The organism is Streptomyces sp. NPDC051020, assembly GCF_040683105.1.
Lineage (GTDB): Bacteria > Actinomycetota > Actinomycetes > Streptomycetales > Streptomycetaceae > Streptomyces.
Genome location: NZ_JBFBCG010000001.1, coordinates 1 through 24079, shown reverse-complemented (window position 1 = coordinate 24079; position 24079 = coordinate 1). Strand labels below are relative to the sequence as shown.

Sequence of the window (24079 nt, the reverse complement as noted above, 5' to 3'; positions counted from 1 at the left end):
GGATGACCGCTCAGCCTTTCGCAAAGGGCAGGGGTTTGTGGAGGGTTGGTGTGTCCGAATTGCTGCTGTGGCGTACTTCCGCCAAGGGGGCTGATGCGCCACGAGGGATGAACTCGGTGATAACTCCCGTATCAGCGGGGCAGGATGACCGCATACTCTGCGGGGGCACGGTCGGCGGCCGCCATCAGCGCGGTACGCACCACGGTCGCCTGCTGTTCCGGTGCTTCCTGGAGCCTCTTCGGCGTGAGGTGGACCACGGTGATGCCGAGCCCTTCCAGGTGCTCCCGCTCGGTGGCGTACCCGGACCACCGGGCGTCGAGGCCGGCCCGACGCCGGTCGTCGTCGCGCGGGCTGTGCCGGGGCGCCCCGGTGTCGAGTTCGACGGCGACCGCCTCGTCCGGCCAATAGGCGTCCACCCCGCCCAGATGCGGCCCGCCCGGCAGTCGGAGGCTCACATTCCACAACGGCTCCGGCAGGTCGTACGTCCGCACCATCTCGTACAACCGGCACTCCACCAGCGCCCGCCCCTCGGCGATCAACGAGTCCACGGCGTGCACGACATGGAGACGGCCCAGAAGCTTGGCGCGGCTCAACTTCCGTACCACCGCGGCCGGCTCGCACAGTCCTCCGCGGACCGCCTCGGTGAGCAGCCGCCGCGCGGCGGAGGCGTCCCCGATCCCGGCGACCGCGTCCGCAAGCGCCCGCGCCACGGGGGCCACCGGCAGCCCGGCGAGCCGGACCGGGCTGGGCAGCTCAGCCGTCCGCACCACGTGCGCGTACCGGGCGGACCGCAGCCGCCGGGTACGGGGCACCAGAACGTCGATCCGGTCGAGCGAGTCCAGCGGCGGCGCGGCGGAGAACCCGTGCAGGGTGAGCGCGGCGAGCCCGGTGATCATGCCTTCGCCGTACCCGGTCTCCGCCGCGCCGCACCGCCGTCCGGCGTACAGCAGGGCGGACCGCAGCCGCTCCTCACCGGTGGGCGGCCCCGGGTGCAGCACATACACACCGGGCAGCGGCTGCTGCCACGGGCCGCCGTCCCGGCACTGCGCGGCGGCGCGGGCGGAGGACACCCCGTGAGCCTTCAACTCCTCGACGGAGAGCACACGTTGCTCTAGGTGGGAGGGGAGGCGGACGGGGCGGGCGGAGAGTGGGGTGTTCTGGGTCATGTTCCGGGGTATGCCGCACGCCGTCGTGCGGCTAACCGCTGTTACACGCCCGTCGACGATTCAGGACAAGCCCGCCTCCGTCCGGCCCCGCGCACGCTCAGAACCGGCCGCCGGCCCCCGCGTCACACGCCTGTGCCCGCAACGCCCGAGCCAGATCGTCCCGGGCCTCCAGCACCAGCCGCCGCAGCGCGGGCGCCGCGTCCGCGTGCGCCTCCAGCCACGCATCCGTGGCCGCCAGCGTCGGCTCGTCGTCCTGCAGTGCCGGGAACAGCCCCCTCACCACAGCCATCCCGATCTGGATCGACCGCTCGGCCCACACCCGCTCGATCGCCTCGAAGTACCGAGCCGTGTAGGGCGCCAGCAACTCCCGCTGCGACGGCTGCTCGAACCCTGTGATCGTCGCCTCCACCAGCGCGTTGGACAGCGTGTCCGACTCCACCACCGCCGCCCACGCCTGTGCCTTGACCGCCGCCGACGGCCGGGAGGCCAGGCACCGCACGTGGTGCCGCTTGCCGGACGCCGTGTCGTCCCGGGCCAGTTCGGCATCGATCACCGACTCGTCGGCGACCCCGTGCGCAGCCAGCGGGGACAGGAACGCCCACCGCAGCTCCTGGTCGACCTCAAGCCCGTCGATCCGCGCGGACTCCCCCAGCAGCGAGGACAGCAGCTGGAAGTCCGCGTCCGAGTCCGCGACCGCCGCGAAGAACCGCGCCCAGGCCAGCTGGTGCTCGCTCCCCGCCGCGGCGATCCGCAGCTCCCGCAGCGCGCCCTCGGCCAGCGCCCGGCCGCCCTCCTCGCGCCACTCGGGGGCGGCATAGTGGACGAGCGCGGTCTGGGTCCAGGCGTGCAGCATCTGCAGGACGCCGATGTCGGACTCCTGGCCGGAGAAGTCCAGCACGAGCGAGATGAAGTCGCGGGCCGGCATCAGCCCGTCCCGCGTCAGGTTCCACAGCGCGGACCAGCACAGCGCCCGCGCCAGCGGGTCGGTGATGGCACCGAGGTGTGCGCGCAGCGTGTCGAGGGACGCCTCGTCGAAGCGGACCTTGCAGTACGTGAGGTCGTCGTCGTTGACGAGGATCAGCTCAGGCCGCTCGGCCCCGGCCAGCGCCCCGACCACCGTGCGTGCCCCCGCCACGTCCACCTCGGCGCGCGCGTACCGCACCAGGTCGCCGTTCGACCTGCGCCGGTACAGGCCGACCGCGACCCGGTGCGGCCGCAGCTCCGGGTGCGACTCGACCGCCTCCTGGAGCACGGCCAGCTCCGTGATCCGGTCCGCCGCGTCGTACGTCACCACCGGCGTCAGCGAGTTCACGCCCGCCGTCTGCAGCCACGACCGCGACCAGGTGACCATGTCCCGCCCGGACGTCTCGGCCAGCACCGACAGCAGGTCGCCCAGCTGCGTGTTCCCGTACGCGTGCTTCTTGAAGTAGCGCCGGGCGCCCTCCAGGAACGCGTCCCGCCCGGCGTACGCCACCAGCTGCTTCAGCACCGAGGCGCCCTTGGCGTACGTGATGCCGTCGAAGTTCAGCTTGGCGTCCTCCAGGTCACGGATGTCCGCCGTGATCGGGTGCGTGGACGGCAGCTGGTCGGCGCGGTACGCCCAGGACTTGCGGTTGTTGGCGAAGGTGATCCAGCCGTCCTCGAAGCGGGTCGACTCGACCATGGCGAAGACGCCCATGAAGTCGGCGAAGGACTCCTTCAGCCACAGGTCGTCCCACCACTGCATGGTGACGAGGTCGCCGAACCACATGTGCGCCATCTCGTGCAGGATGACGTTGGCCCGGCTCTCGTACGACGCCTGCGTCACCTTGCCGCGGAAGATGTACTCCTCGCGGAACGTGACACAGCCCGGGTTCTCCATCGCGCCGAGGTTGTACTCGGGCACGAACGCCTGGTCGTACTTGCCGAACGGATACGGGTAGTCGAAGTTGTCGTGGAAGAAGTCCAGGCCCTGCTTGGTGACGAGGAAGATGTCGTCCGCGTCGAAGTGCCGGGCGAGCCCCTTGCGGCAGAGGGCGCCGAGCGGGATGTCCAGCGTCGTGCCGTCGCCGAACGTCCGGCTGTAGGAGTCCGTCACATAGTGGTACGGGCCGGCGACGACCGCCGTGATGTACGTGGAGATCGACTTCGTCTCGGCGAACCGCCATACCCCGCCGTCCCGGGACTCCTCCGCCCCGTTGCTCCAGACCGTCCAGGCCTCGGGCGCCGTCACCTCGAAGCGGAAGGGTGCCTTCAGGTCGGGCTGCTCGAAGTTCGCGAAGACGCGCCGCGCGTCGGCCGGCTCGTACTGCGTGTAGAGGTAGACCTCGCCGTCCTCCGGGTCGACGAACCGGTGCATGCCTTCGCCGGTCCGGCTGTACGCGCACTGCGCGTCGACCACCAGGACGTTCTCGCCCTCCGGCAGATCGTTCAGCGCCACCCGCGTTCCGTCGAAGACGACGGCGGGGTCGAGCGCCTGCCCGTTCAGGGTCACCGACGTCACGCTCGGCGCCAGCAGGTCGGCGAAGGTCGACGCCCCCGCCCGCGCGGTGCGGAACCGGATCGTGGTCACCGAGCGGAAGGTCCGCGGATCGGCCGGCTGCTCCCCGCCGCCGGGCTCGTCGATCGCGGAACGCACGTCGAGCACGACGTCGTATCCGTCGACGGTCAGCAGTTCGGCCCGCTCGTGGGCCTCGTCGCGGGACAGGTTCTGACCGGGCACAGGTGCACTCCTTTGTGTCACGTTCGAATGCTTTGATCCTCCCACGCGCGTTCCGGCCCCGGTGGCCGGGAATGAGGGGGACGTTCTGCGGTGTTCTCGCGCACAGGTGCGATTGCCTCTTGAGGAGAGACATGTCTGAGAACAGCCCGGTGAATGGCAGGACCCCCGCCGATTTCTGGTTCGACCCGCTCTGCCCCTGGGCCTGGATGACCTCCCGCTGGATGCTGGAGGTGGAGAAGGTCCGCGACGTCGAGGTCCGCTGGCACGTGATGAGCCTTGCCGTCCTCAACGAGGACAAGCTCGACGAGCTGCCGGAGGAGTACCGCGATCTGCTGGAGACGAAGGCGTGGGGCCCGGTCCGCGTCGTCATCGCCGCCCAGCAGAAGCACGGCGACGACATCGTCGGTCCCCTTTACACCGCGCTCGGCACCCGCTTCCACAACCAGGGCGAGGGCCCCACCCGCGAGGCGATCGTCGGAGCGCTCGGGGACGTCGGCCTGCCGGCCGAGCTGGCGGACTTCGCGGACTCGGACGCGTACGACGCCGAGCTGCGCGCCTCCCACAAGGAGGGCATCGACAAGGTCGGCCAGGACGTCGGCACGCCGGTCATCGCCGTGCCCGGCTCCGACGGCGAGCAGATCGCCTTCTTCGGCCCGGTCGTCACCCCCGCCCCGAAGGGCGAGGAGGCGGCGAAGCTGTGGGACGGCACGCTGATGGTGGCGTCGATCCCCGGCTTCTACGAGATCAAGCGGACGCGGACTGCCGGGCCTAACTTCGAGTAGCCCCGCACGAGCGGGGAGCCGAGTATCCCCGCGTCGTCGGGGAGCAGTAGATCATCCGGACGCGGACTCAGAGTCCGATCGGGCCATCCCCGCATCTGCGGGGAAAGTGCTTCCGGCGCAACGAGTGCGGGCCCCGCGAGTTACGGGCCGCCGGGGCCCGCACCCCGCCTCACGCGCACAACGCGTCCAGCTTCGGCAGCCGCAGCGCCACCCGCTCCGCGTCGTCGAAGCTGAAATTCCACTCCGGGTCCAGGTCGGGGTACTCGATCGTGAACGAGCCGTCGGGCATGGCCTCACCCGCCGCTGCCCGATGCGCGTCCCAGGCGATCCCGAGCGTCCGCTCGCACTCCATCTCCAGGCCCTCGGGTGCCGCGGCCCTGATCACCGGCAACTCGGCCAGCGTGTCCGGATCCGCGACGACCCGCTCGAACACCTCACGCCCCTGCGCTATCAGCCATCCCCGGAAGTACTCGAAACCGTCATCGGAACAGCCGCCGTTGATCGTGTACGCCGCAGCCCAGAGCGGCGCCCGGTAGGAAGCGGCCATGAGATCCCAGAACAGCTGCTGCGCGACGACGATCTCGCGCGGGGGCCGGGCGGCCAGCAGCGCGGAGGCCCGCTCGACGACGGCCTCGGCGTCCGCCGGATCGGCGACCTGGGCGGGCGTCGTCGATCAGATTCCAGAAGTCCGTGGTGTCCATGCGGTGCAGCATGCCGGAGCGGTCTGACAGTCGAGCGCGCGTGAAGACGTCCCCCTGAGTCGTGTGGCGCGCGTCACAACTCGATGGTGAACCGGTCGGCCCGCCCCGGACGACGAAGGGGTGTGAACAGAGAGCCGCTGGACGCGGACACCGAAGCGGACCTCGTGGCGGCGGTCGCCGACGGGGACCGCGCCGCCTTCGAGCTGCTCTACCGTCACTACGCCCCCTGGCTCACCGCCAGGCTGCGCCATCGCTGTGCCGACGAAGCGCTGCTCGACGACATCGTCCAGGAGACGTTCCTGGGCCTCTGGCGCAGCTGCTCCTCGCCCGGCCGGCCGCCGCCGCGGATCGACGACATGGCGGGCTGGCTGTGGCGCGTCGCCTCCAGGCGGCTCGTGGATCAGGCCCGTGCGGGTGGTGCCCGCGCAAGGCTGTGGCAGGCGCTGCGCCGGGTGCGCCCGCGTGTCGAGCAGTCCGCCGAGGAGCGGGTGATCGACAGTGCCGAACACGGCGATCTGGCCGACGCGCTGGGCCGGCTGCCGGCCGAGCTGCGGCAGGTCATGCAGACCCTGGTCGTCGACGGCCTGACCGTACGGCAGACGGCGAGCCTGCTGGAACTGCCGCCCGGCACGGTGAAAACCCGCGCCATGCGCGCCCGCACGTTGCTGAAGCGAGAACTCGGGGGCCTGGAACCAGGACCCGAACCGGAACCAGGACCGGGCCCGGTGCCCGGGCGCGCGAGGAGGCGACGATGACGTACCGGAGCTCCGGACCGCACCCGCCCGACCACCTGCTCCACAGCTACGCACGCGGCGATACGGCGACTGCCGCCCTGCGCACCGTCGAACCACACCTCGACGGCTGTCGGCTCTGCCGCGCGAGACTCGCCGACCACCTTGGCCCGGACACCGTGGACCGTGGCTGGGAGCGGCTCGACGCGGCGATCGACGAACCCGTGCCGGGCCCCGGGGAGCGGCTGCTGCTGCGCACCGGGGTGCCGGACCACCTGGCCAGGCTGCTGGCCGCGACCCCGGCGCTGCGCGCGTCCTGGGTCGGCGGGGCGGCCCTCACCCTGCTGCTGGCCGCCCTGGTCGCACGGCTCGCGGAACCGTCCGGCACCCCCCTGGCCTTCCTCGGCCTCGCCCCGCTGCTGCCGGTCGCCGGTGTGGCCGTCTCGTACGGGAGGCGCTGGGATCCCGCGCACGAGATGGGTCTGGTGGCCCCCGTTCGGGCCCTCCGGCTCGTCCTGCTGCGCACCGCGGTGGTACTCGCCACCTGCGTCGCACTCACCGCCGCCCTGAGCATGGTGCTGCCCGGACCCGCGTTTGTCACCCTCGGCTGGCTGCTACCGGGATGTGCGCTCACCGCGGTGAGTCTCGCGCTCGCCGCCTGGATGGAATCCACGACCGCGGCGGGAGTGGCCGGGGCGGGCTGGCTGGCCCTCCTGGCCGTCACCCGCGACTCGCACGCCGTTTTCACCGCCCAGGGGCAGCTCGCCTCGGCCGCCGTGCTCGCCGCGGCCGCGGCGGTCGTCCTGCTCTCCCGTACCGCATTCGACCGGCCCGCCCACTGTTGGAGGACTGCCCGATGACGAACGAATACACCGTGGAGGTACGGGAGGTGGGCGTGCGATATCGCCGCCGCACGGCGCTCGACTCGGTGACCCTCTCGCTGCGGGCCGGAGTCACCGGCCTGCTCGGGCCCAACGGCGCGGGCAAGACCACCCTGCTGCGCGCCATGGCCACCGCACTCGTGCCCGACACCGGGGAGATCAGCGTGCTCGGCCGCGACCCCCGCGACCCCCGCGAACGGACCGAGATCCGGCGGCGGCTCGGATTCCTGCCACAGGACCCCGGCTTCCACCCGCACTTCACCGCCTTCGAGTTCGTGGACTACGTGGCGATCCTCAAGGAGATGACCCACCGGGCACACAGACACGACGAGGTCCGCCGGGTGCTCGACGCCGTGGGGATGGGCGAGCACAGGGGCCGGCGGATGAAAGCCCTCTCCGGCGGGATGCGGCAGCGGGTGGCGCTGGCCGCCGCACTCGCGGGCGCGCCCGAGCTCCTCGTCCTCGACGAGCCGACCGTCGGACTCGACCCCGAACAACGCCTGAGATTCCGTGAGTTGATCGCCGAAGTTGGCGAGGGCCGTACGGTCCTGCTCTCCACCCACCAGACGGACGACGTCTCCGCGCTCTGCAACCGTGTCGTGGTGCTCGACCACGGCGCCGTGAAGTTCGACGGTGACCCGGCGGGGCTGAGCGCCGTCGCCGAGGGCCGGGTGTGGAGCAGCGCTGAACGCGACCCTCGCGCACTCGCGGGCTGGCGCACGGGTGCGGGGACGTTCCGCAACATCGGCAGCCCCCCGCCGGGTGCCGAGACCGCGGCCCCGGCGCTGGAGGACGGCTATCTGCTGCTCCTCGACGCCACGGCCCGAACGACGCAGGAGGCCTCGGCATGACTGCCACGACGAGTACCGAGGCCCCCGAACGACCCGGTGGCCGTACGGACTTCGGCGCGCGATCCGGTGCGCGGTCCGCCTCATGGTCCGCCACGCGTGCTCTGGCCCGGACGGAAGCGGTGCGGTTGCTGCGGCACTCCGCCGTACTCGTCGCGTTCGCGCTGTACGCGGCACAGTGGGCGTACAGCGCGTACTCGGGGAACGACCGCTATCCCGTGCTGCAGGACGAGGACCGCTTCACCCAACTGCCGCTCCTGATCCCCGCGGCGGGAACGCTCCTCGCGGCAAACCTCGCCGCACTGCGCCCCCACCGGCACGGCACCGACGCGATGCTCGACCTCCTGGTGCTCCCGCCCTGGCGGCGCACCTGCGCCCAACTGCTCTCCCTGCTGCCGCTCACCGCCCTGTCAGCGGTCCTCGTGGGGGCCCGTATCGGTTACGCGGCCGTTCAGGAGGCGGCGGTCGGCAGCCCCTCCGGGGCCGAACTCGCCACCGGGCCGCTCGTCGTCCTGCTGGCCGGTGCGATCGGCGTCCTCGCCGCCCGCTTCGTGCGGTCCGTGGCCGCCGGCCCGCTCACGCTGGCCGGGCTCGGCATCGTGACGGTGGCCGGCGCCCTCCCATCGCGTTCCGACTGGCGGTGGTGGGGCCTCGTCGCCGTGGAGGACGAGAACCGGGCGCCGCTGCCCAGCTCCCTCATGCACCGTCCGGCGGGCTGGCATCTGCTCTATTTGGCCGCGCTGCTGGCCCTGGTGGCTGCGGCGGCCCTGCTGCGCTCCGGCCGCCGCGTCACCACTGGCCTCGCGGTGGCGACCGGGCTGGTGCCGGCCCTCGCGGTCCTTGCAGGATCCGTGCAGCTGCTCGGTGTCGCGGACGAGGTGTCCCGGGCCCGTGCGGTGGCCGAGCGGGCCCCGTCACCGCAACAGGTGTGCGGCTCCCGCGGGCCTGTCGACTACTGCGCGTTCCCCGAGTTCGCGGACCGCTCCGAGCAATGGGCGCAGGTTGCCGAAGGGATACTGCGGTGGGCGCCGCAGGTTGCGCGGGAGAGACGGTACGTCGTACGTCAGCACATCGTTCCGGCCACGTCCGTCAGTGGTCTGGTATCCCCACTGCCCCTGGAGAGCTGGGCGGCCGACGACCGTGCGGCCGGGACGCCGGGCGCCCTGCCGGTCGGCACCGACTGGGGCACGCACAGTGATGTGGTGGGCGACCGGATGCTCGCCTTTGCCGGGAGCCTCGCCCACCGGGCGGTGGTCGGGGAATCCTCACCCGTCCCCGAGCACGGCGTGGTCTGCCGGTCCCGAGGAGTGCTCACGCTCTGGCTCGCTGTCCGGTCGACGGCCGATACCCGGGACGCCTACGACTCCCTGTCCGGGCGGTCCTGGGGCGGCATTACGCTCAACAGCTTCGACGCGGCCACCGGCCTCGGCTTCAACCGGCGCGAACAGGACGTCGTGGACGCGCTGTTGAAGCGGAGTGTTACCGAGACCGGGGCCAGGGTGAAGAAGTTCTGGGCCGAACTCACGGCACCGGACACCACCACCGACCGGGCGGCCGCACTCCTCGGCGTGCGGGTGCCCCCTCCTGCGACCAGGGACGACGAGGGGGTGTGCGCCGCATGAGCGTCGCCCCCTCCGGCGCGGTGCTCCGCGCCCTTCTGCGGCCCGACCTGCGTGCGGCCCGTACCCGCCCGCTGCTGGTGGCCGCAACGGCAGGGCTGGTTGTCGCGGGCGGCCCCGTCGCGTTCTCCACCCACGTCGAACCGGTCTCGGCAGCGCTGCTGGTGCGGATCGCCACCGCGCTCGGCGCCCTCGGACTCGCCTTCCTGCTCGACGACCCCGCCGCCCGTACGACCGTGGTGCTCCCGGTGACGCAGGCGCTGCGCAGGGGACTGCGGATGGCCCTGGGACTGCTGGCCTTCGGTCTCTTCTGGAGTGCCTCGGCGGTCCTTGCCCGGCTCGGAGTGGCCGCCGGGGCGCGGGAGGCATTCCCCGTAGGCGCCCTGGCGATGGAGGGCGCCGCGCTTGCCTCGCTCACCCTGTCCCTGGCCCTGCTGGGGCTGCGGCACTCGGCGGGCGGATCGGGCAGTGTGCTGGCGGCCCCGGCACTGATCCTGCTGCTCGTGACGGCGCTCCTTCTGCCGGACCGGTCCGCCCTGTTCCCCGCACCGGGCGCTCCGAACGGGGGCGCCGCCATCCTCCGCTGGGGGACTCTGCTCGTCCTCGCGCTGTGCTTCAGTGGGTGGGAGCTGCGCGAGCGGCGAACCGTACACCGAGGGAAGGGAGTCCGGCGGACATGAAGGTACGACCGGCACGCAGGTCCGAGGCCGGGGCGCTGACCGAGCTGGCCCTGGCATCGAAGGGTCACTGGGGTTACGACGACGCGTTCCTCGCCTCCTGCCGCGACGAACTGACCATGTACCCGGCCGACATCGAATGCCGCCGCACGACGGTCGCCGAGGAGGACGGCCGCGTCCTGGGCTTCACCACCCTGGACGGCGCCCCTCCCGAAGGCGCCCTCGGCATGATGTTCGTCGCCCCGGACGCCCTGGGCCGGGGCATCGGCCGACTCCTGTTCGAGCACACCGTGGCGGAGGCCCGCCGCCTCGGCTTCGTACGCCTGACCATCGACGCCGACCCGAACGCGGAGCCGTTCTACCTCGCGATGGGTGCGGTACGGATCGGGGCGACCCTGTCCGGGTCCATCCCCGGCCGCGAGTTGCCGCTGCTGGAATACGACGTCACGTCGCGCTGACCTCCCGCCGGGGGACGGGGCCTCCTTCGACCGGCTCGGGGGCCCGGCGCCCGGCCGCGGTTAGGGCCAGGGTGACCGCGAGAGAGGCCGCCGCCATCAGGGTCATGGCCGTCGCCGGTGACGTCCACTGCGCGACGGCGCCCGCGAGCGAGGCCGCGACGCCCTGCATGGTGAGCATGCCGGAGGAGTGCAGACCGAGGGCCTGACCGGTGATCTCGTTCGGGGTCAGGGCCATCAGGCGTTCCTGCAGCAGCAGGCTCGCCGAGAACCCGACCGAGGCGAGCGCGGCCAGAGCGAATGCGAGCGGCAGCGCCGGACGCGCGGCGAAGAACAGATACGGGACCGCCAGGAGCAGCAGCATCGGCATGGCCAGCCGTCCCCGCCAGCGCTGTGCGACGAACCGGCCCGCCACGGTGTCCCCGATGAGCATCCCCAGCGCGGCGAAGGCGAAGAGCAGCCCCGCGTGCTCGGGGGCGTACGGGACGAACAGCGACTCGCAGCCGACGATCAGCCCGTTCGGCACCCAGAGCGCGAGGTAGACCCGGCGCCGGGGTCCTGACGACCACAGAACGGCGTTGGTCCGCCACGTCTCGGCGGCCGACGGCCGCCCGGCGGCGCGCGGCGGACGGCGGGCCAGCCCGAACCGGGCGACGGCCGCACCGGTCAGATACAGGCCGGCCGCAACCAGCAGCGTGCCGCGCGCGGACAGCGTCGTCACCAGCAGGCCGCCGAGCGCGAACCCGCCGATCTGCATCAGGCCGACGCACATGTTGAGTACGGAACGCCCCAGCAGATAACCGTCCTTGGGCAGTACCTCATTGAGCAGCCCGTACCGCACCCCGCCGCCGACGGCGGCGATCACACCCTCGGTCAGGATGATCGCGAAGACGGCCGGCAGCGGAAGCCCGGGGGCGGCGAGTACGGCGGTGGCCAGCCCGAAGGCGAGCGCCATGCCGGTCATCGCGGCCCGTGGCGGCAGCCGGTCCGCCGCCGACATCAGCACGGTCGCTCCGATCACCTGGGCGAGCGAGGAGCCGAACATGGACAGGGCGGCGAGCAGCGGTGAGTCGGTCGCGGCGTAGACGAGGGTGCCGAGGGCCAGCCCGCTCATCGTCGACCCCGCGACCTGTACGGCACTGGTCGCGAAGAGCGGTCCGAACTGCGGGGCGCGGAAGAGTTCCCGGTAGGTGCGCATGCGGGGAGTCTCGGACGTCGCCCGCGGCGACCGTTAATGTTTCGCGGGGAGGCGAAACGTCATGGGCTGGTGGCAGATCAACACGGACACGCTCGCGGGGAGCCGGTTCGTCGTCTCGCCGCTCGCCGAGGCCATCTCCGCCCTGAACGCCCTGGAAAGGGGACGGGCCGAGCATCCTGGCGAACGGGCCTGGCTCGACGTTCATCTGCCCGCCTACCGGGCCCGGCAGGCCGCTGACCAGGTCGCCGCCCGCCTCATACCCGCGGCGCTCGGCGGGAGCTGGAACGCGGACTTCATCACCCCCACACCGACGGGCGAGGGCGCACCGTCCTTCGAGGACGAGCTGGCACCCGTCCGGGCGACCACGTCCGAGCGCGCCCGAGCGGATCTGGAGGTGTCCCTCGGCGGCGCTCCGCTGCCGGCCCTCCTGGACCGCGACGACCTGGCGCAGCGCGCCGCCGACGTACTGCACTGGGTCTGGCACCGGACCGTACTGCCGGACTGGCCGCGCCGCCGCCGGATCATCGAGGCGGACATCGTCGCGAGGACCGGACAGCTGAGCCAGGGCGGCTGGGCCGCCGCCCTGAGCGGGCTGCGCCCGGGAATGCGGTGGCTCGGCGGGAGCCGGCTCCAGATCAACGCGCACGACTACCCGCCGAAGCAACTGTCCGGTGTGCGGCTGCTGTTCGTGCCAGTCACCCAGCGCACAGGCTGGGTCTCCTGGGACGATGACGCCGAGCGGTACGCGGTCGTCTACCCGTGTTCGGGCGCCCTGGCCGATACGGGGAGGGCGCGGGTGCCCGACAGCCTGGGCCGCCTGCTCGGCCCCGCGCGGGCGGCGGTCCTCGTCCTCCTCTCCAGCCCGAAGAGCACCACCCAGCTGGTGGCCCTGACCGGCCAGGGACTGGGATCGGTCGGCCGCCACCTCAAGGTCCTGCTGGACAGCGGCCTGGCGGGCCGCCGAAGGGCCGGGCGGTCGGTGCTGTACTTCCGTACGGACGTGGGTGATGTGCTGGTGGAGGCCCAGCGGGAGAGGGAGAGGGGGTGTGAACTTCCCATCGCCCGGGGCGGGCATAGGCTGCGGGGCGAAATATCGGAGCCATGCGGTGAAGAGCGGCTGTGACCGTGCCGAACTCACCTGGAACGGCATTCATGTGACGGCACATCAGGGGACAGGTCGTGGTGGATCAGGACAACGGGGGCGGCGCGCGGCGGGCGGTGGACCCGGCCGACCTGGGGCCTGTCATCGCCCGCTACCGGGAGCGCCCGACGATGGGAAAGCTCGCCCTGGCCGTCGTCTCGCGGTGACGGAGCCGGAGCCGGAGCAGGTGGGCAAGGTCCGCACGGGGCGCGCGCTGGGCAGCAGGACTGCGTCGAGGTCGCCCACACCGCCGACGGTGGCCGCGTCGTCCGGGACAGCAAGAACCGTGACGGCGGGCTCCAGTTCTACGCCCCCGCCGGATGGGCCGCGTTCATCGACGGGGTGAAGGCCGGGGCCTTCACCGGCTGAGCCACTCCGCGACCTCGACCGTGTCCCCGACGGTCACCACGCCCTCGCAGACCACCGCGTTCTTCGCGCCGAAGCTCACCTTGTTCTTGTACTCCGGCTCGCGCCGGTACGTCGCGAGGGTCCGGACCGGTTCCGGGCCCGCGCGGCGGCCGGTGCGCTGGTCGACGAGCGGGACGTTGCACCGCATCGCCCGTACCGAATAGGCGAGTTCCACGGAACCGAGGATCATCCGGCGAACCCGGTCCTCGAAGTGCGGTTCGTCGTTGCCGGTCAGGACGATGTTGGGGCGGAAGCGGTCCATCGGCACTGGCGCGGCGTCGCCCCGGGTGGCGATGCGGGCGTTGAGGCCGTCCAGGGAGGCCGTCGAGGCGACCAGCACCGCGTGCGCGTCCGCGAAGTTGACCTTGCCGGGGGTCTCACCCCAGCCGTCCCGGTCGAAGCCGGGCGCCACCCGTACCAGGCGGGACTTGGCTCCGAGCGCGTCGGAGAACCATTCCGCGACCTCGTCCCCCTGGTCGGCGGCCGCGCCGAGCGGGCGGTCGAACATGCTCACCTCGCGGCGCGGGCCGTCCCGGTCGACCTTCAGGCGGAGTGGTTCGACGCCCTCGGCGGACAGGGCCAACGCCGCCCCGGCTTCCAGGACTTCGACCCTGATCGCGGCCATCGAAGGATGCGTGCGCTGGCTGCGGAACGCACCGTCCGCCGCGTCCACCACCATGAACGTCCGGTCGTGTTCGAGGCCGGTCCCGAGGACCTGTGCGGAATCGACCGTGGTACCGGCGCAGCCCTTGACCGGGTAGTAGGTGAGCTCTCGAACGGTGATCGTCACGATGTCCCCTCCGGGGCAGCCGCTTCGAGGTCGTCGACGCTGCCGGACATGATGGTGCGGATGTGTCGGGTGAGGTGCTCGGTGGGCCAGTCCTACCAGGCGATGGCGAGAAGCCGGGCAATGGTCTTGTCGTCGTACCGGGTACGGATCAGCTTGGCCGGATTGCCGCCGACGATGCCGTAGTCGGGGACGTCACCGGTGACGACCGCGCCGGCGCCGATGATCGCGCCGTGCCCGATCCGTACGCCGGGCATCACCATGGAGTTGTAGCCGAACCAGACGTCGTTGCCGATGACCGTGTCGCCCCGGCCCGGCAGCCCGGTCAGCAGGTCGAAGTGCTCGGCCCAGGAGCCGCCCATGGTGGGGAAGGGGAAGGTGGACGGGCCGTCCATCCGGTGGTTGGCGCCGTTCATGAGGAACCGCACTCCGGTCCCCAGCGCGCAGAACTTCCCGATGACGAGCTTCTCCGGGCCGTAGTGGTACAGCACGTTGCGGGTCTCGAAAGCGGTCGCGTCGTCGGGGTCGTCGTAGTACGAGTAGTCCCCCACCTCGATCAGCTCGGACTTCACCAGGGGTTTCAGCTGAACGACCCGGGGCTGGCCCGGCATCGGGTGCAGGACGGTGGGGTCGGCCGGGGCGAGACTCATGGCGCCCATCATCGCATTCGTCTCGCACGAGGTAAGTTTCTTTTGGGAACTCACTTGCATTCGAGCCGGGAAGGCGTCGTAACGCCGGCGCGGTGGACCGAGGTCGACGACATCGAGCAGACCGCCCGCACCCCACCTCCTGCCGCGCACCATGACAGAAGGACCCTCGCCTGTCACGTCCAGGTGAGGGCCCCCCTTCGTCCGCCTGCCCGGTGAAGGTTGAGAAGACGATCACGAGGCAGGACGTTCATGCGCCTCCCCGTCAGGGGGCGAGCAGCAGCACGTCGGCGCGTTCCTTTGCGGCTGCGTAACGCTTCGCCACGTCCTGCCAGTTGACGACACGCCACATGGCTTCGATGAAATCGACCTTCTGGTTCTTGTACTGGAGGTAGAAGGCGTGCTCCCAGGCGTCGAAGACCAGGACCGGGACGGAGCCCTGGCCGACATTGCCCTGGTGGTCGTAGACCTGCTCGACGATCAGCTTTCCGCTGACCGGCTCGTACGCGAGGACGCCCCAGCCGGAGCCCTGCGTGGTGGCCGAAGCCTTCGTCAGCTGGGACTTGAAGCCGGCGAACGAGCCGAACGACTCCGTGATCGCGTCCGCGAGGTCGCCGACGCCGTCCGCCGCGAGGGGCTCGCCGCCGCCGTCACCGCTCATGTTGTGCCAGTAGATCGAGTGCAGGATGTGGCCGGAGAGGTGGAACGCGAGGTTCTTCTGAAGCCCGTTGATCGCTCCCCAGGCCTCCTTGGCGCGCGCCTCCTCCAACTGCTCCAGGGTGTCGTTGGCGCCCTTGACGTAGGCGGCGTGGTGCTTGTCGTGGTGGAGCTCGATGATCTGCGGGTTGATGACCGGTTCGAGCGCCGCGTAGTCGTACGGGAGTTCCGGGAGCGTGTACGTGGCCATAGGGCAAACCCTCCAGCTGCTTTCCTATTGTTATTGCAACCTATATGCAAGTGCAGGCTAGCAGGAGGAAAGGGTCCTGTGGTGCAGGGATGCCGGCGCCGGTGCCGGACGCGGGTGGTGCTCACCTCGTCGGTGCACGCCCTCGCCCGCGACCCGCGGGCCACTTGGCCGGAATCCGGCAGATCCTGCGCCCCGGCCCCGCGCGCACCGCCCGCCACACGGAGCCGTACCTCAAGCTGGTGGACGAACCGGAACGGCGGGGCCGGCTGTCCGGAGTGCTCGCCATCCACGCCCGGTCGCGAACGGAGAGTCGATGACCACCAGCCCGACCGCCTTGTTCCTCGCCCGGCATGGACAGACCGTGTGGCACGCCGAGAACCGCTACGCCGGGGTCAGTGACGTAGCCCTCACCGACGAGGGGCGCCGCCAGGCCGAACAGTTGGCGCAGTGGGCGTTGCGACACCGGGTCGACGCGATCTGGACGTCGACCGCCACCCGCGCCATCGAGACCGCCCAACCCGCTTGCTGGGCGCTCGACCTCGTACCCGGACGCGAACCCGATCTGCGGGAGTGCGACTTCGGGACGGTGGAGGGGCGCACCCTCGCCGAGTTCGCCGCCGAGGACCCGGAACGGGCGGAGGCGTTCCGGGCCGACCCGGTGATCAACGCCTTCCCCGGGGCCGAGGACCCGCGCGTGGCGGCGGCCCGGGGAACGATGGCGCTGCGCCGGATCGCGGCCGGCCATCCGGGGCAGCGGGTCCTCGTCGTCGCGCACAACACGCTGCTGCGGCTGGTGCTGTGCGAACTGCTGTCGATCCCGCTCGGCGCCTACCGCCGCGTCTTTCCGCAGCTGCGGAACGCGGCGGTGAGCGAGGTGCGGCTGGGGGAGGAGGGCGGCGCGCTGCTCTCCCTCAATGTGCCGTGTGCACCCGACGTCAGCGCCTGACGGCCGCGGCCCGCCGCTGTCGTACGACACCGATCACGATGAGTACGGCGGTCAGCAGACCGGTCGCCAGCAGCTGGTCACGCGTTTCGGGCCGGCCCAGCATCAGCAGGAAGATGCCGGCCATGGCCAGCAGCGCCAGCACCGTCCCCACCGGGAACAGCCACATCCGTACCACCAGCTTCTCGGGCGCCTCGCGCTCCAGCCGGGTACGCAGCACCAGCTGCGAGGCCGCGATGAAGATCCAGACGACCAGGATCACCGCGCCGATCATGTTGAGCAGCCAGGGGAAGACATCGTCCGGCCGCCAGTAGCTGAGCAGCACGCAGAGGAAACCGAAGACGGACGAGACGAGAACCGCGTTGCGGGGCACCCCGGAGGTGACCCTGCCGAGCCGCTGCGGGCCCTGGCCGCGGGCGACCAGTGAGCAGGCCATGCGCGAGGCGCCGTAGATGTTCGCGTTCATCGCGGAGAGCAGCGCGACCAGGATGACCACATTCATGATCTCCGCGGCGCCGCTGATGCCGAGGTGGTCGAGGGTCGCGTAGAACGGGCCGACCGTGGCGACCTTCGGGTCGTCCCACGGCACGAGCGTGACGATGACCGCCATCGAACCGACGTAGAACAGCGCGATCCGCCACATCGCCGTCCGCACCGCCTTCGCGACACCCCGTACCGGGTTCTCGGACTCGGCCGCGGCGATGGTGACCGTCTCCAGACCGCCGTACGCGAAGACCGAGGCCAGCAGCCCGATGATGAAGCCGTTGGAGCCGTTCGGCAGGAACCCGCCGTCGCTGGTGAGATTGGCAAGGCCGGGGGCGTCCGTGCCGGGCAGCACGCCGAGGATCGCCAGCACACCCAGCACCAGGAAGAGCGTGATCGCGGCGACCTTGAGCGCGGCGAACCAGAACTCGAACTCGCCGAAGTTCTTCACGGCGGCCAGGTTCGTGCCGAGGAAGACCGCCATGAACAGCGCGACCCAGGCCCACTCCGGGGTGCCGGGCAGCCAGCCGGTGACGATCTTCGCGGCGCCGATCCCCTCAAGGCCGACGGCGACACAGAGCAGCACCCAGAACGCCCACCCGGCGGTGAATCCCGCCCACGGTCCGATCGCCCGTTCCGCATGGACGGAGAACGAGCCGGATGCCGGATTGGCGGCGGACATCTCGCCGAGCATGCGCATCACGAACATGACCAGCAGTCCGGAGATGGCGTAGGCGAGGACGATCGAGGGCCCGGCGGAGGCAATACCGGCGCCGGAACCGACGAACAGCCCGGCACCGATGACACCGCCGAGGGCGATCATCGACAGATGGCGCTGCTTGAGTCCATGGGTGAGGGCGGAGTCGACCGGGGCTGCGGAGACATCGGAGCCGACGGTGGGGGGAGACGCGGAGGTCCGAGACATGGACGTGCTCTGTTCGGTAGGTGAGACGGTGGACGAGGCCAACAGTCTGTCCGCGCCCCCCGCTCACAGGGAATAGCTGTCCGCTATCCGGGCACTGGGCTCACACATGGTGCACGCGCGCGTACGCACCCGCGACAGCTCCGTCCCGTCAACCCCGGCGCCGGTCCCGCACCTCCCGCGCCAGAGCCACGAGCAGCATCAGGCCGGTCGCCCCCGCCGACCACAGCACCTGCGGCCGCGCCACCTCATCGGTCAGCATCAGCACGAGCACGGCCGCCAGCGCGACCAGGGTCAGCCAGGTCAGCCAGGGGAAGAACCACATCCGCAGCGTCAGGGCCTCGGGCGCCTCCCGTTCGATACGGCGGCGCAGCCGCAGTTGGGACGCGGCGATCAGCCCCCATACGAACAGCAGCACCGCGCCCACCGAGTTGAGCAGATACAGGAAGACGGAGTCGGGCCACTTCAGATTGAGGAGTACGGAGACGAAGCCGAAGGCGACCGAGGCGAGCACCGCGCGCCGTGGCACTCCGCCCTCGCCGCCCTGGCCGCCCGACACCTTGAGCAGCCCGCGCGGCCCCTCGCCGCGTTCGGCCAGCGAGAAGATCATCCGGGACGAGCCGTAGAGGTTGGCGTTCAGCGCGGAGAGCAACGCCACGAACACCACGATGTTCATGATCTGCCCGGCCGACGGCACCCCGATCGTGTCCAGGACCTTGACGTACGGGCTCAGCCCGGCCTGCTGCGCGGTCCACGGCAGCACCGTCACGATCACCAGCATCGACCCGACGTAGAAGAAGAGGATGCGCACGACCGCGCTGCGCACGGCGCGTCCCACCGCGCGCGCCGGATCGTCGGTCTCGGCCGCCGCGATCGTCACGACCTCCAGTCCGCCGAACGCGAAGGCGACGGTCAGGACACCGGACACGACCCCGGTCCAGCCGTTCGGCAGGAATCCGCCCTGGCCGGTCAGGTTGGTCAGTCCTACCGGATCCGTGTCCGGGAGCAGGCCGAAAATGGCCAGCAGTCCGAGCACGAGGAAGAGCACGATCGCGGCGACCTTGAGCGCGGCGAACCAGAACTCGAACTCGCCGAAGTTCTTCACCGCGGTCAGATTGGCGACGGTGAACACCACCATGAACACCAGCACCCAGGCCCACTGGGCCACGGCCGGCACCCAGCCATGGGCGATCGTCGCGGCAGCGGTCGCCTCCACGGCGAGGACGATCACCAGCAGGAACCAGTACAGCCAGCCCACACTGAACCCGGCCCACCGGCCGAGCGCCCGCTCCGCATGGACGGAGAACGAACCGGAGGCAGGCATCGCGGCCGACATCTCGCCGAGCATCCGCATCACCAGCATCGCGAGGCCGCCCGCGATCAGATACGACACGACGATGGCCGGGCCCGCGACGGCGATCCCGGCGCCCGAACCCACGAAGAGCCCGGCGCCGATCACCCCACCCAGTCCGAGCATCGTCAGATGGCGCTGTTTCAGCCCGTGCGCCAGCGGTTCCGGCTGCCTGGGCTCCGTGGGGGGAGGGGCGTCGTGCATGGGGGTGCGGATCACTCTCGGATCATTCAACGGGTCCGGTAGCTGGGGGGAGGGGACCCTCTTATGGAGAACCTACAGTCTCACGTTGCAAGGCCCAGCCTGCCGGATAGCCCCTTTAACGCCCTCACCTCAGTGACAAGCATCACGCCGTTGTGTCCTTGCTCACCGGCCTTTGTGCAAAACCCACCAAGCCGTCAAGCGCCGCTTTGTGGGCGGCTGATGGTGATCGAGCGTTAACCCGTGGGCTAACGTCAGCCTCAGTCTGTCCCCACCTGCCCTCACCACCGCGGAGTCCCGATGAGCACTGCTGCCGCCGCCCCCGTCCGTACCGGAGCGGTCCTCGCCGACCTGCTGCCCGCAGCCCGGCACCGCTACGCCGTCGACACGGCCCTGGTCGTCGGCGGCGCCGCGCTCACCGGCATCGCGGCCCAGATAGCCGTCCCGGTCCCCGGCTCCCCGGTCCCCGTCACCGGCCAGACCTTCGCCGCGCTCCTCGTCGGCACCGCCCTCGGCGCCCGCCGCGGCTTCCTCTCCCTGGCCGTGTACGCGCTCGTCGGCATGGCCGGCATGCCGTGGTTCGCGGGCGGCAGCTCCGGCGCGGGCGGTGCCTCGTTCGGTTACGTCCTCGGCATGCTGCTCGCCGCCACCGTGGTCGGCGGCCTCGCCCGCCGCGGCGGCGACCGCTCGGTGCTGCGCACGGCGGGCACGATGGTGCTCGGCTCCGCGATCATCTACGCGGTCGGTGTCCCGTACCTGGCGCTCTCCACGGGGATGTCGGCGAGCGCCGCGATCGCGGCGGGCCTGGTGCCGTTCCTGCTCGGTGACGCGCTGAAGGCGGCCCTGGCGATGGGCGCGCTGCCCGCCGCCTGGAAGCTCGTCGGCCGCCGCGGCTGATTGGGCGCTTTCGTCAACCTCTCCGAAGAGGCCCGCCGGGTCGTACTGCGACACCACACCGGCGGGCCTCTTCCGCGTCCGCTCGCCGTGGAATCCCCCGTACCCGCCGCCGGCATACCCGAACGTACGGCCCAGCACTCCGAGTCCGCCGCCCAGCGGGTACGAGACGGCGCCGACGCCGGGCGCGGAGCCGTTCAGCGGGGCGAGGCGGTGCGCGGCGGCGGCGTCGACGCGTACGTCGTCCATCCGGCGCGTGCCGATCGGCACCCCGCCTTCGGCGGCGCCGGCCAGACCGTGCCCGGTGGCCCGGACGGCGACAGGCAGTCCGCGGGCGGCGGCATACACGACGGCGGCCCGGACCTCGTCGGCATCGATGGTGCCGACGAGGTCCGGGCCGGAGCGTGCAGGGACGGGCTCGGTCAGGCGTCGGCGGTCGCGTCCGCCGTGACCGCTCCGCTCCTGCGCTGCCGGACCTCACGTACCAGCGCGATCGCCACCACGACCGCCGCGACGAGCAGCGAGAGCAGCACCTGCTCACGGCCGCTGTCGTCGGTCAGCATGTAGACCAGCACGAACGAGATCATCGCGATGGTCGCCCAGGTCAGATACGGGAAGAGCCACATCCGTACGACCAGCTTCTCCGGCGACTCGCGCAGGATGATGCCCCGCATGCGCAGCTGGGTGAAGCAGATGACCAGCCAGACGAACAGGGCGACGGCACCGGACGAGTTCAGCAGGAACTGGAAGACGGTGTCCGGCCACTGGTAGTTGAAGAACACGGCGACGAAGCCGAAGACGACGGAGGACAGGATGGCCGCCTGCGGCACGCCCCGCTTGTTCGTCCGGGCGAACGCCTTCGGCGCGTCACCGCGGCCGCCGAGCGAGAACGCCATCCGCGAGGCCGTGTAGAGGCCGGAGTTGAGGCAGGACAGCACGGCCGTCAGCACGATGACGTCCATCACCTGGCCGGCGTGCGGGATGCCGATCGAGTTCAGTGCGGCGACATAGCTGCCGTCCTTGAGGATCGACGGGTCGTTCCACGGCAGCAGCGTCAGCACGACGAAGATCGAGCCCAGGTAGAAGACGGCGATCCGCCAGATCACGCTGTTGGTGGCCTTCTGGACGGCGCGCTGCGGGTTCTCCGACTCGCCGGCCGCCAGCGTCACAATCTCGCTGCCCATGAATGAGAAGACGACCATCAGCACACCGGTGAGGATGGCGCCCGGCCCCTTGGGGAAGAACCCGCCGGTGTCCGTGAGATGCGCGAGGCCCGAGCCGGGGTTGTCCGAACCGGGCAGCAGCCCGAAGACGGCGAGCAGCCCGACGACGACGAACGCGCCGATCGCCACGACCTTGATCCCGGCGAACCAGAACTCGAACTCTCCGTACGAAGAGACCGAGACCAGGTTCGTCGCGGTGAGCACGACCATCACGATCAGCGCCCACGCCCACTGCGGGACGCCCGGCACCCAGCTCTCCAGGATCTTGGCACCCGCCGTGGCTTCGACGGCGAGCACCACGACCCAGAAGAACCAGTACAGCCAGCCGATCGAGAAGCCGGCCCAGCGGCCGAGGGCCTGGTCGGCGTATGCGGAGAAGGAGCCCGAGCTCGGACGGGCCGCGGCCATTTCGCCGAGCATCCGCATCACGAAGACGACCATGAGGCCGACCAGCGCGTACGACAGCAGGATGGCGGGTCCCGCGGCGGCGATACCTGCGCCGGAGCCCACGAAGAGGCCGGCGCCGATCACCCCGCCGATGGCGATCATCGAGAGGTGCCGGTTCTTGAGACCGGCCTGGAGCCCGTCGGAGGAGCCCGGCTTGTCCGCCTGGTCCGGCTCGCCGGGCTGGTGGCCCGGCCCTGCCAGAGTCGTCTGCGTCATGGATCGAATCCTTATGTTTTGGATCACTCAGTTCCGTGGTTGTGCCGCTGCACGGTGGTGCGGCGGCGGAGTCTCAGCATTGAAGCCTGCGAAACCCCGGAAGCGGAACCCCCTCTTCCGGATCGGTCCGAGTGGGATTTCCCACACACCCCGCACAAGGGTTCGGCAGCTCCGGCCGGCCCGGAGGGTCCCGACCCCGATGACGGCTACCCGGCGCCGCGCATGCCACACTCGGAACATGCGCGTGTACCTCGGCTCCGACCATGCCGGCTTCGAACTCAAGAACCACCTCGTCCAGTGGCTCACGGCCCAGGGCCACGAAGCAGTCGACTGTGGCCCCCACATCTACGACGCCCAGGACGACTACCCGCCGTTCTGCCTCCGCGCCGCCGAGAGGACGGCCGCGGACCCGGGCAGCCTCGGCATCGTGATCGGCGGCTCCGGCAACGGTGAGCAGATCGCCGCCAACAAGGTGAAGGGCGTACGCGCCGCACTCGCCTGGAGCGAGCAGACCGCCGCGCTCGGCCGCGAGCACAACAACGCCAACGTGGTGGCCATCGGTGGCCGGATGCACACGGTGGACGAGTCGACGAAGTTCGTCGAGATCTTCCTCGCCACGCCGTACTCCGGTGAGGAGCGTCACACCCGTCGTATTGAGATGCTGACGGCGTACGAGACGACGGGCGAGCTTCCCCCGATCCCCGCCCACCACCCGCAGCAGGGCTGACCGCCCCACATCCCCTGTGCCGCCGGCCCGCCCGGCGGCACAGCCATGTCCCGACCCGACCGAGGAGAGCCACCGCCGTGCCCGAGGGACACACGATCCACCGCCTGGCCGCGGACCATCGCGACCGGTTCGTGGGCGGGCCGGTGCGGGTGAGCAGCCCGCAGGGCAGATTCTCGGACAGTGCGGCGCTCCTCGACGGCCGTGCGTTCACCGGCGTCGATGCGCACGGCAAGCACCTGTTCCTCGGTTTCGAGGACTTCGGCTGGGTCCACATCCACCTGGGACTGTTCGGCAAGCTCCACTTCGGTACGGCACCGGTACCGCCGCCCACCGACACGGTCCGCCTGCGCCTGGCCAACGACGAACACCACGCGGATCTGCGCGGTCCGACCACCTGCGCCCTGATCACGGAACCCGAGAAGCGCGCGATACACGACCGGCTGGGCCCGGACCCGCTACGGACCGACGAGGACGGCGAACGCGCCTGGCAGCGGATCTCGCGCAGCCGCATCACCGTCGCCGCCCTGCTGATGGACCAGAAGGTCATCGCCGGCGTCGGCAACGTCTACCGCGCCGAGGTCCTCTTCCGCCACGGCATCGACCCGTACCGGCCGGGCAAGGACCTCACCCGCGCGGAGTGGGACGCGATGTGGGACGACCTGGTGATGCTGATGCGCGAGGGTGTGCGGAACAACCGCATCGACACGGTCCGCCCCGAGCACCTTCCCGAGGCGATGGGCCGCGCGCCGCGGGTGGACGATCACGGGGGCGAGGTGTACGTGTACCGCCGGACGCACCAGCCGTGCCACATCTGCGGCACGGAGGTCCGCACGGCGGACCTGGCAGCCCGCAACCTCTTCTGGTGCCCCGCCTGCCAGCCGCGCTAGGGCACTAGGCGTGTTTCGAAAGTCCCGCCTGCCGGGCGGCGTCTGGCACGCACGCTCGCTGCGTTGTCGGGCTCGCCCCGATACGCCCAGTATCGGGGCGAGCCTCCGCCCCCGACCGGACCAGGGCCCCCACCCG

General features: G+C 71.1%; 23 protein-coding genes and 3 pseudogenes. 15 read left to right on the top strand and 11 right to left on the bottom strand.

What is annotated here, in order from left to right:
• Window positions 1–131: 131 nt before the first annotated feature.
• Window positions 132–1166, bottom strand: a complete 1035-nt coding sequence (locus AB0N06_RS00130) for a hypothetical protein (RefSeq protein WP_366132494.1) — start codon at window positions 1164–1166, stop codon at window positions 132–134.
• Between the two features lie 97 nt (window positions 1167–1263).
• Entirely contained in the window at window positions 1264–3867 is a 2604-nt protein-coding gene (gene pepN / locus AB0N06_RS00125) for an aminopeptidase N (protein WP_366132493.1), read from the bottom strand.
• Window positions 3868–3998: 131 nt separating this feature from the next.
• On the opposite strand from pepN, the gene AB0N06_RS00120 reads away from it, so the two are divergent.
• A complete protein-coding gene (locus AB0N06_RS00120; RefSeq protein ID WP_366132492.1) occupies window positions 3999–4649 on the top strand; it encodes a DsbA family protein in 651 nt (216 codons plus the stop codon).
• Window positions 4650–4818: 169 nt separating this feature from the next.
• On the opposite strand, the gene AB0N06_RS00115 is transcribed toward AB0N06_RS00120, so the two are convergent.
• Entirely contained in the window at window positions 4819–5253 is a 435-nt protein-coding gene (locus tag AB0N06_RS00115; protein WP_366132684.1) for a DUF4240 domain-containing protein, read from the bottom strand.
• Between AB0N06_RS00115 and AB0N06_RS00110 the strand changes: the two genes are divergently transcribed.
• The 7 genes from AB0N06_RS00110 to AB0N06_RS00080 all read left to right on the top strand — a co-directional run bounded on the left by AB0N06_RS00110 (window position 5195) and on the right by AB0N06_RS00080 (window position 10564).
• On the top strand, window positions 5195–5377 hold the full coding sequence (locus tag AB0N06_RS00110; protein WP_366132491.1) for a hypothetical protein: 183 nt from the start codon (window positions 5195–5197) through the stop codon (window positions 5375–5377). The two genes, AB0N06_RS00115 and AB0N06_RS00110, sit on opposite strands and share 59 nt — an antisense overlap.
• A gap of 95 nt (window positions 5378–5472) precedes the next feature.
• Entirely contained in the window at window positions 5473–6105 is a 633-nt protein-coding gene (locus AB0N06_RS00105; RefSeq protein WP_366132490.1) for an RNA polymerase sigma factor, read from the top strand.
• Window positions 6102–6941, top strand: a complete 840-nt coding sequence (locus AB0N06_RS00100) for a zf-HC2 domain-containing protein (protein ID WP_366132489.1) — start codon at window positions 6102–6104, stop codon at window positions 6939–6941. The genes AB0N06_RS00105 and AB0N06_RS00100 overlap by 4 nt, the downstream gene beginning before the upstream one ends.
• Window positions 6938–7813: an ATP-binding cassette domain-containing protein gene (locus AB0N06_RS00095; protein WP_366132488.1), complete on the top strand. Its 876-nt coding sequence runs from the start codon at window positions 6938–6940 to the stop codon at window positions 7811–7813. The genes AB0N06_RS00100 and AB0N06_RS00095 overlap by 4 nt, the downstream gene beginning before the upstream one ends.
• A complete protein-coding gene (locus tag AB0N06_RS00090) occupies window positions 7810–9432 on the top strand; it encodes an ABC transporter permease (protein WP_366132487.1) in 1623 nt (540 codons plus the stop codon). The genes AB0N06_RS00095 and AB0N06_RS00090 overlap by 4 nt, the downstream gene beginning before the upstream one ends.
• On the top strand, window positions 9429–10109 hold the full coding sequence (locus tag AB0N06_RS00085; protein WP_366132486.1) for a hypothetical protein: 681 nt from the start codon (window positions 9429–9431) through the stop codon (window positions 10107–10109). Before AB0N06_RS00090 ends, AB0N06_RS00085 begins: the two co-directional genes overlap by 4 nt.
• A complete protein-coding gene (locus AB0N06_RS00080; protein ID WP_366132485.1) occupies window positions 10106–10564 on the top strand; it encodes a GNAT family N-acetyltransferase in 459 nt (152 codons plus the stop codon). The genes AB0N06_RS00085 and AB0N06_RS00080 overlap by 4 nt, the downstream gene beginning before the upstream one ends.
• Here the strand turns inward: AB0N06_RS00080 and AB0N06_RS00075 are convergent.
• The gene (locus AB0N06_RS00075; RefSeq protein WP_366132484.1) at window positions 10551–11759 is read right to left on the bottom strand and encodes an MFS transporter; all 1209 of its coding nucleotides are present in this window, start codon (window positions 11757–11759) and stop codon (window positions 10551–10553) included. The two genes, AB0N06_RS00080 and AB0N06_RS00075, sit on opposite strands and share 14 nt — an antisense overlap.
• Before the next feature lie 61 nt (window positions 11760–11820).
• On the opposite strand from AB0N06_RS00075, the gene AB0N06_RS00070 reads away from it, so the two are divergent.
• The 3 genes and pseudogenes from AB0N06_RS00070 to AB0N06_RS00060 form a co-directional block, all read left to right on the top strand.
• Window positions 11821–12882 (top strand): winged helix-turn-helix domain-containing protein, encoded by a 1062-nt coding sequence (locus AB0N06_RS00070; RefSeq protein ID WP_366132483.1) that lies wholly within the window; start codon window positions 11821–11823, stop codon window positions 12880–12882.
• Between the two features lie 56 nt (window positions 12883–12938).
• Window positions 12939–13067 carry a hypothetical protein gene (locus AB0N06_RS00065; protein WP_366132482.1) on the top strand — a complete coding sequence of 43 codons (129 nt, stop codon included), beginning with the start codon at window positions 12939–12941 and terminating at the stop codon, window positions 13065–13067.
• A 58-nt stretch (window positions 13068–13125) separates the two neighbouring features.
• Window positions 13126–13269, top strand: a pseudogene (locus AB0N06_RS00060) (DUF397 domain-containing protein); the annotation flags it as partial.
• Here AB0N06_RS00060 and AB0N06_RS00055 read toward each other — a convergent pair.
• The 3 genes and pseudogenes from AB0N06_RS00055 to AB0N06_RS00045 form a co-directional block, all read right to left on the bottom strand.
• Window positions 13259–14098, bottom strand: coding sequence for an MOSC N-terminal beta barrel domain-containing protein (locus AB0N06_RS00055; RefSeq protein ID WP_366132481.1), 840 nt, complete (start codon window positions 14096–14098; stop codon window positions 13259–13261). The pseudogene AB0N06_RS00060 and the gene AB0N06_RS00055 sit on opposite strands and share 11 nt — an antisense overlap.
• Window positions 14095–14745, bottom strand: a pseudogene (locus tag AB0N06_RS00050) (CatB-related O-acetyltransferase). The gene AB0N06_RS00055 and the pseudogene AB0N06_RS00050 overlap by 4 nt, the downstream one beginning before the upstream one ends.
• Window positions 14746–15007: 262 nt before the next feature.
• Complete coding sequence (locus AB0N06_RS00045; protein ID WP_366132480.1) at window positions 15008–15649, bottom strand: superoxide dismutase; 642 nt, start codon at window positions 15647–15649, stop codon at window positions 15008–15010.
• Between the two features lie 313 nt (window positions 15650–15962).
• On the opposite strand from AB0N06_RS00045, the gene AB0N06_RS00040 reads away from it, so the two are divergent.
• Entirely contained in the window at window positions 15963–16595 is a 633-nt protein-coding gene (locus tag AB0N06_RS00040; protein ID WP_366132478.1) for a histidine phosphatase family protein, read from the top strand.
• Here the strand turns inward: AB0N06_RS00040 and AB0N06_RS00035 are convergent.
• Complete coding sequence (locus tag AB0N06_RS00035; protein ID WP_366132477.1) at window positions 16585–18000, bottom strand: amino acid permease; 1416 nt, start codon at window positions 17998–18000, stop codon at window positions 16585–16587. The two genes, AB0N06_RS00040 and AB0N06_RS00035, sit on opposite strands and share 11 nt — an antisense overlap.
• 148 nt (window positions 18001–18148) lie before the next feature.
• Window positions 18149–19552: an amino acid permease gene (locus AB0N06_RS00030; RefSeq protein WP_366132683.1), complete on the bottom strand. Its 1404-nt coding sequence runs from the start codon at window positions 19550–19552 to the stop codon at window positions 18149–18151.
• A gap of 297 nt (window positions 19553–19849) precedes the next feature.
• Here AB0N06_RS00030 and AB0N06_RS00025 point away from each other — a divergent pair, with 297 nt between their 5' ends.
• Complete coding sequence (locus tag AB0N06_RS00025; protein WP_366132476.1) at window positions 19850–20446, top strand: biotin transporter BioY; 597 nt, start codon at window positions 19850–19852, stop codon at window positions 20444–20446.
• Window positions 20447–20557: 111 nt separating this feature from the next.
• Here the strand turns inward: AB0N06_RS00025 and AB0N06_RS00020 are convergent.
• Window positions 20558–20869: pseudogene (locus tag AB0N06_RS00020) on the bottom strand (FAD-binding protein); the annotation flags it as partial.
• Window positions 20866–22329, bottom strand: a complete 1464-nt coding sequence (locus tag AB0N06_RS00015; RefSeq protein WP_366132475.1) for an amino acid permease — start codon at window positions 22327–22329, stop codon at window positions 20866–20868. The gene AB0N06_RS00015 and the pseudogene AB0N06_RS00020, both read right to left, overlap by 4 nt.
• 238 nt (window positions 22330–22567) lie before the next feature.
• Here AB0N06_RS00015 and AB0N06_RS00010 point away from each other — a divergent pair, with 238 nt between their 5' ends.
• Both AB0N06_RS00010 and AB0N06_RS00005 read left to right on the top strand, forming a co-directional pair.
• Entirely contained in the window at window positions 22568–23056 is a 489-nt protein-coding gene (locus AB0N06_RS00010; RefSeq protein ID WP_366132474.1) for a ribose-5-phosphate isomerase, read from the top strand.
• Window positions 23057–23133: 77 nt separating this feature from the next.
• On the top strand, window positions 23134–23943 hold the full coding sequence (locus AB0N06_RS00005; protein WP_366132472.1) for a DNA-formamidopyrimidine glycosylase family protein: 810 nt from the start codon (window positions 23134–23136) through the stop codon (window positions 23941–23943).
• Window positions 23944–24079 lie beyond the last annotated feature (136 nt).

What these genes read in the sequence shown, in the direction of transcription:
- AB0N06_RS00130 (WP_366132494.1), bottom strand. Translation starts at nt 1,166, where the DNA reads ATGACCCAGAACACCCCACTCTCCGCCCGCCCCGTCCGCCTCCCCTCC.
- AB0N06_RS00120 (WP_366132492.1), top strand. Translation starts at nt 3,999, where the DNA reads ATGTCTGAGAACAGCCCGGTGAATGGCAGGACCCCCGCCGATTTCTGG.
- AB0N06_RS00110 (WP_366132491.1), top strand. Translation starts at nt 5,195, where the DNA reads ATGAGATCCCAGAACAGCTGCTGCGCGACGACGATCTCGCGCGGGGGC.
- AB0N06_RS00100 (WP_366132489.1), top strand. Translation starts at nt 6,102, where the DNA reads ATGACGTACCGGAGCTCCGGACCGCACCCGCCCGACCACCTGCTCCAC.
- AB0N06_RS00095 (WP_366132488.1), top strand. Translation starts at nt 6,938, where the DNA reads ATGACGAACGAATACACCGTGGAGGTACGGGAGGTGGGCGTGCGATAT.
- AB0N06_RS00090 (WP_366132487.1), top strand. Translation starts at nt 7,810, where the DNA reads ATGACTGCCACGACGAGTACCGAGGCCCCCGAACGACCCGGTGGCCGT.
- AB0N06_RS00085 (WP_366132486.1), top strand. Translation starts at nt 9,429, where the DNA reads ATGAGCGTCGCCCCCTCCGGCGCGGTGCTCCGCGCCCTTCTGCGGCCC.
- AB0N06_RS00080 (WP_366132485.1), top strand. Translation starts at nt 10,106, where the DNA reads ATGAAGGTACGACCGGCACGCAGGTCCGAGGCCGGGGCGCTGACCGAG.
- AB0N06_RS00075 (WP_366132484.1), bottom strand. Translation starts at nt 11,759, where the DNA reads ATGCGCACCTACCGGGAACTCTTCCGCGCCCCGCAGTTCGGACCGCTC.
- AB0N06_RS00070 (WP_366132483.1), top strand. Translation starts at nt 11,821, where the DNA reads ATGGGCTGGTGGCAGATCAACACGGACACGCTCGCGGGGAGCCGGTTC.
- AB0N06_RS00045 (WP_366132480.1), bottom strand. Translation starts at nt 15,649, where the DNA reads ATGGCCACGTACACGCTCCCGGAACTCCCGTACGACTACGCGGCGCTC.
- AB0N06_RS00040 (WP_366132478.1), top strand. Translation starts at nt 15,963, where the DNA reads ATGACCACCAGCCCGACCGCCTTGTTCCTCGCCCGGCATGGACAGACC.
- AB0N06_RS00035 (WP_366132477.1), bottom strand. Translation starts at nt 18,000, where the DNA reads ATGTCTCGGACCTCCGCGTCTCCCCCCACCGTCGGCTCCGATGTCTCC.
- AB0N06_RS00030 (WP_366132683.1), bottom strand. Translation starts at nt 19,552, where the DNA reads ATGCACGACGCCCCTCCCCCCACGGAGCCCAGGCAGCCGGAACCGCTG.
- AB0N06_RS00025 (WP_366132476.1), top strand. Translation starts at nt 19,850, where the DNA reads ATGAGCACTGCTGCCGCCGCCCCCGTCCGTACCGGAGCGGTCCTCGCC.
- AB0N06_RS00015 (WP_366132475.1), bottom strand. Translation starts at nt 22,329, where the DNA reads ATGACGCAGACGACTCTGGCAGGGCCGGGCCACCAGCCCGGCGAGCCG.
- AB0N06_RS00010 (WP_366132474.1), top strand. Translation starts at nt 22,568, where the DNA reads ATGCGCGTGTACCTCGGCTCCGACCATGCCGGCTTCGAACTCAAGAAC.